This is a genomic window from Streptomyces sp. NPDC004561 (genome assembly GCF_053602155.1).
Map to the genome: position 1 here is coordinate 1 of NZ_JBSGDB010000604.1, position 4,744 is coordinate 4,744.

A 4,744-nucleotide genomic window follows, 5' to 3' on the forward strand; every position below is an offset into this window, starting at 1 on the left:
GCGGAGGACGGCACGGCCGTGCTCGGCGTGAGCCTCGCGATCGTCGGCATGGCCCTGCACATGGTGACCGGGCAGGTCGTCTGGGAGGCGTCCGCCTCGCTCGCGATCGGCGTGCTGCTGGTGTACGTCGCCTACCGGCTCGGCCGCGACGCCCGCGACCAGCTCATCGGCGAGGCCGCCGACCCGGAGCTGAGCGGCAGGATCCGCTCGCTGCTGCGGGCGCAGCCGGAGATCGACAGCGTGGAGGCGCTGTTCACGATGAAGCTGGGGCTCGACTCCACGCTGGTGGCCGCCCGGATCGATCTGGCGCCGGGCCTGGACAGCGAGCGCGTGGAGGAGGTCGCCGTCCGCATCAAGCAGTCCCTCGCCGACATGTTCCCCAGCGCCGGCCAGATCTTCCTCGACGTGACCGACCGCCCGGCGGGCGAGGCAGGAAAAAGCCCCGCCGCGACGGGGGAACGCGGCGGGACCTGACGCACGAGTGCCCACCCGAAGCGGGCTTCACACCTCCCCGCCCCACTTTTTTCCGAAACACACCACACCCCGCCCCGATTCCAACGCGCCCTGACGGTGGGCCCGGTGGCAGAGCCGGATCGAGCCGGGGCCCGGCCGGGATCAACGGCCGGATCGAGCCGGACTCCGGCTGGGAGCAAAGGCCGGATCGAGCCGGGCCCCCGCCGGTGTTCGGGCCCGGGGCCGGCCGTTGGCCGGTCGGTGGTGCAGGCCGTGGAGCGCTCAGTTCGGATCGGTCGGTTCCAGGACGAAGACCGGGATCTCCCGGGACGTCTTCTCCTGGTACTCGGCGTAGGGCGGATACGCGGATACCGCCCGCTCCCACCACTCGGCCTTCTCCGCCCCCGTGACCTCACGGGCCCGCATGTCCCGCCTGACCGGACCGTCCTGCAGCTCGACACGCGGATCCGACGTGACGTTGAAGTACCAGACCGGATGCTTCGGGGCGCCGCCCTGGGACGCGACCACCGCGTACCGGCCCTCGTGCTCCACCCGCATCAGCGGCGTCTTGCGGATCTTCCCGCTCTTCGCGCCCCGGCTGGTCAGGATGATGACCGGCAGCCCGGTGTCGCGCAGGGTGGTCCCCTTCGTCCCGCCGGAGCTCTCGTACAGTTCGACCTGCTCACGCACCCACTGCGCCGTGCTGGGCTCGTACTCGCCCTCAAGAGGCATGGGATCCGTCCCCTTCGTCGGTCCAACGGCTGTCCGCCACCGTGCTTCAACACCGGTGGCCGCTTGAATGATCCGTACCGTGCTCCCTGTCCACCGAACGGGTGATTACACCGGGCCGTGACGTCGGCCGAACGGGCGTCTCTGGCCGGTTCCGGCTCCTGTGACCTGTGCACTTCGGCCAGATCGGGCGGAACATTGAAGTGGCCGAACTTGCCGTCGACCCATAGATGCCTGGGGCATCTAATGAAGATCGGCACGACGCACCTCTTCGTCTGCGAGGTCTTTCCATGACGGAACTGACGGACATCACCGGCCCGGCGACCCCGGCCGACCCCGTCGCCTTCCCCCAGGACCGCACCTGCCCCTACCACCCGCCCACCGGATACGACCCGCTGCGCGACGGGCGAGCCCTGTCCCGCGTCACCCTGTACGACGGCCGCGAGGTCTGGCTGGTCACCGGCCACGCCACCGCCCGCGCGCTGCTCGCCGACCCCCGCCTCTCCTCCGACCGCCGCCGTCCCGGCTTCCCGGTGCCGACGGCGCGCTTCGCGGGCGTGCGCGACCGCCGGGTGTCCCTGCTCGGGGTGGACGACCCCGAGCACCAGCGGCAGCGGCGGATGATGATCCCGTCGTTCACCGTCAAGCGCGCGACCGGGCTGCGGCCCACCATCCAGCGGATCGTGGACGGGCTGCTGGACCGGATGGCCGAGCAGGGCCCGCCCGCCGAACTGGTCTCCGCCTTCGCGCTGCCCGTGCCGTCGATGGTGATCTGCGGCCTGCTCGGCGTGCCGTACGCCGACCACGAGTTCTTCGAGGAGCAGTCCCGCAGGCTGCTGCGCGGTCCGACGGCCGCCGACACCCAGCGGGCCCGCGACCGGCTGGAGGAGTACCTCGGCGGGCTCATCGACGAGAAGGCGAAGGAGCCCGGCCCCGGCGACGGCGTCCTCGACGACCTGGTCCACGAGCGGCTGCGCCAGGGCACGATGGAGCGCGCCGAAGTCGTCTCCCTGGCCGTCATCCTGCTGGTCGCGGGCCACGAGACCACCGCCAACATGATCTCCCTGGGCACCTACACGCTGCTGCGGCACCCCGACCGGCTGGCCGAGTTGCGCGCCGACCCGGCGCTGCTGCCCGCCGCCGTCGAGGAGTTGATGCGGATGCTGTCCATCGCGGACGGCCTGGTGCGGGTGGCGCTGGAGGACATCGAGGTCGCGGGGACCACCATCGCGGCCGGGGAGGGCGTGTTCTTCTCCACGTCCGTGATCAACCGTGACCCGTCCCAGTACGCGGAACCCGACGACCTGGACTTCCACCGTCCCACCCGCCATCACGTGGCGTTCGGCTTCGGCATCCACCAGTGCCTGGGCCAGAACCTGGCCCGCGCGGAACTGGAGATCGCCCTCGGCGCCCTGCTCACGCGGCTGCCGGGACTGCGCCTTGCCGCCCCCGCCGAGGAGATCCCGTTCAAACCCGGCGACACGATCCAGGGGATGCTGGAACTCCCCGTGACCTGGTAAGAGGCTCTGCTCATGCACATCGAGATCGACAGGGACCGCTGCATCGGCGCGGGGCAGTGCGCGCTGGCCGCGCCGGGCGTCTTCACCCAGGACGACGACGGCTACAGCATGCTGCTCCCCGGGCGGGAGGACGGCGCGGGCGACCCGATGGTCCGCGAGGCGGCCCGGGCCTGCCCGGTGAGCGCGATCAGCGTGTCGGAGACGCAGCCGGAGACGCAGCCGGAGGCGGCGGGCTGAGCCGGTCCGGGGCGGCGGCCGCCATCAGCACCCGCGCCGCCTCGCGGGCCTCGGCCGCCGGCCGCGTACCGCCGTCGACGCCCGCCGTGACCATGGCCCCCTCGGCCAGCAGGAACAGCGGACCGGTCAGCGCGGCGGGCAGTCCGGCATCGGCCACGAGCGAGGCGAGGTAGCCCCGGAACCCCTCCTTGTGGGCGCGCACCTGCTGGGTCACCAGCGCCGAGGTGGCGCCCAGTTCGCCGTAGGCGTTGAGCCAGGCGCACCCGCGGAAGCCGTCCTCGCCGAACCACCCCTCCAGCCAGTCGAACACGGCCGGGATCCGCTCCCGCGGGTCCCGCTGCCGCTCGACGTGCTCGGCCAGCCGCCGGCGCCAGCGCTCGTCCCGTCGTGCCAGATAGGCCGCGACGATCTGTTCCTTGGCGGGGAAGAGCTGGTAGAGGCGCTTGAGCGAGACGCCGGACGCGCCGCGCAGTTCGTCCATGCCCACGGACTGCACCCCGCGGGCGTAGAACAGCTCCTCGGCGGCGTCGAGCGCCTTGTCCCGGGCTATCGCGCCGTCCACCTGCGACACCACCACTCCTTGACGTGAGAACGAGCGTTCTCCTACGGTAGCAGCCATCCGGAGAACGCTCGTTCTCCTTTGTGGCACGAGCTTGGGAGAAGCCATGGCCGACCGTCCGCCCCTGCCGCCGTTCACCCGCGAGACCGCCGCGCAGAAGGTCCAGGCCGCCGAGGACGCCTGGAACACCCGCGACCCGCACCGGGTGGCGCTCGCCTACTCCGAGGACTCGGTGTGGCGCAACCGCGACACCTTCGTCACCGGCCGCGCGGGGATCGTCGAGTTTTTGACCGGCAAGTGGGCGCGGGAGCTGGAGTACGCGCTGCGCAAGGACCTGTGGGCCTTCGACGGCAACCGCATCGCCGTCCGCTTCCAGTACGAGTCCCGCGACACCGGCGGCCAGTGGTGGCGCTCCTACGGCAACGAACTCTGGGAGTTCGACGAGCACGGCCTGATGACCCGGCGCGAGGCCAGCATCAACGACGTGCCCATCGAGGAGCGGCAGCGCCGAATCCGCGGTCCCCGCCCCGAGGCCGAGCGAGGGGAGACCTTCCCGCTTCAGTAGGGTTCCCGGATGACCCGGGACAAGCCCTTCCTCTACGTAGTCGTCTGCGCGGCCGGCGTCGCCGCCGGTGTCAGCAAGCTGATCACGGCCGCTCAGGAGCGGGCCTTCGAGGTCGGTGTCATCGCCACGCCGGTCGCGACGGGCGGCTTCTTCGACATCGCCGCCGTCGAGGCGCAGACCGGCCGTCCGATCCGGTCGGCATGGCGCACCCCGGCCGACCCCCGGCCGTTCCCGCCGCCGGACGCGGTGGTGGTCGCGCCCGCCACCTTCAACACCGTCAACAAGTGGGCCGCGGGCATCGCCGACACGCTCGCCCTCGGCACCCTGTGCGAGGCCGCGGGCCTCGGCGTGCCGATCGCCGTCCTGCCCTGCGTGGCCGGCGCGCTGGCCGCCCACCCCGCCTACCGGGACAGCCTGACCAGGCTGCGCGGGATGGGCGTCCGCTTCGGCGACCCGTACTCCGGCGAACCACTGCCCGGCGGACGGCGCCCGGAGTTCCCCTGGGAGACGGCCCTGGACCTGCTGGAGCGACGCTAGCGGCAGGTCAGCGTCGGCCCCGCCGGCATCCCGCCGGGGTCGGTCGCAGCACTAGTGTTCTGCGCCAGTAATCCGTTGGTAGATCTGTCTCGTCCCGGCGTTTGGGTTCCGGTCGACAACCAGGCGGGTTGATCGCCTGAGGCT

7 protein-coding genes are annotated in these 4,744 nt (G+C 71.9%); 5 read left to right on the top strand and 2 right to left on the bottom strand.

The annotated features are described in order from the left end of the window. The coding region (locus tag ACWEN3_RS41710; RefSeq protein WP_452982532.1) for a cation diffusion facilitator family transporter at positions 1-474 on the top strand (474 nt) is incomplete at its 5' end. Between the two features lie 261 nt (positions 475-735). On the opposite strand, the gene ACWEN3_RS41715 is transcribed toward ACWEN3_RS41710, so the two are convergent. Beyond that, positions 736-1,185 (bottom strand): nitroreductase family deazaflavin-dependent oxidoreductase, encoded by a 450-nt coding sequence (locus ACWEN3_RS41715; RefSeq protein ID WP_452982535.1) that lies wholly within the window; start codon positions 1,183-1,185, stop codon positions 736-738. Between the two features lie 287 nt (positions 1,186-1,472). Here ACWEN3_RS41715 and ACWEN3_RS41720 point away from each other — a divergent pair, with 287 nt between their 5' ends. Together ACWEN3_RS41720 and ACWEN3_RS41725 are read left to right on the top strand one after the other, a co-directional pair. Further along, positions 1,473-2,702 carry a cytochrome P450 gene (locus ACWEN3_RS41720; protein ID WP_452982538.1) on the top strand — a complete coding sequence of 410 codons (1,230 nt, stop codon included), beginning with the start codon at positions 1,473-1,475 and terminating at the stop codon, positions 2,700-2,702. Positions 2,703-2,714: 12 nt separating this feature from the next. Next, positions 2,715-2,939 (top strand): ferredoxin, encoded by a 225-nt coding sequence (locus ACWEN3_RS41725; RefSeq protein ID WP_452982541.1) that lies wholly within the window; start codon positions 2,715-2,717, stop codon positions 2,937-2,939. On the opposite strand, the gene ACWEN3_RS41730 is transcribed toward ACWEN3_RS41725, so the two are convergent. Continuing rightward, positions 2,890-3,501: a TetR/AcrR family transcriptional regulator gene (locus tag ACWEN3_RS41730; RefSeq protein ID WP_452982549.1), complete on the bottom strand. Its 612-nt coding sequence runs from the start codon at positions 3,499-3,501 to the stop codon at positions 2,890-2,892. The two genes, ACWEN3_RS41725 and ACWEN3_RS41730, sit on opposite strands and share 50 nt — an antisense overlap. A gap of 103 nt (positions 3,502-3,604) precedes the next feature. Between ACWEN3_RS41730 and ACWEN3_RS41735 the strand changes: the two genes are divergently transcribed. Then, entirely contained in the window at positions 3,605-4,063 is a 459-nt protein-coding gene (locus tag ACWEN3_RS41735; protein ID WP_452982544.1) for a nuclear transport factor 2 family protein, read from the top strand. Positions 4,064-4,072: 9 nt separating this feature from the next. Further along, complete coding sequence (locus tag ACWEN3_RS41740; RefSeq protein ID WP_452982547.1) at positions 4,073-4,600, top strand: flavoprotein; 528 nt, start codon at positions 4,073-4,075, stop codon at positions 4,598-4,600. The last annotated feature ends 144 nt before the right edge of the window (positions 4,601-4,744 follow it).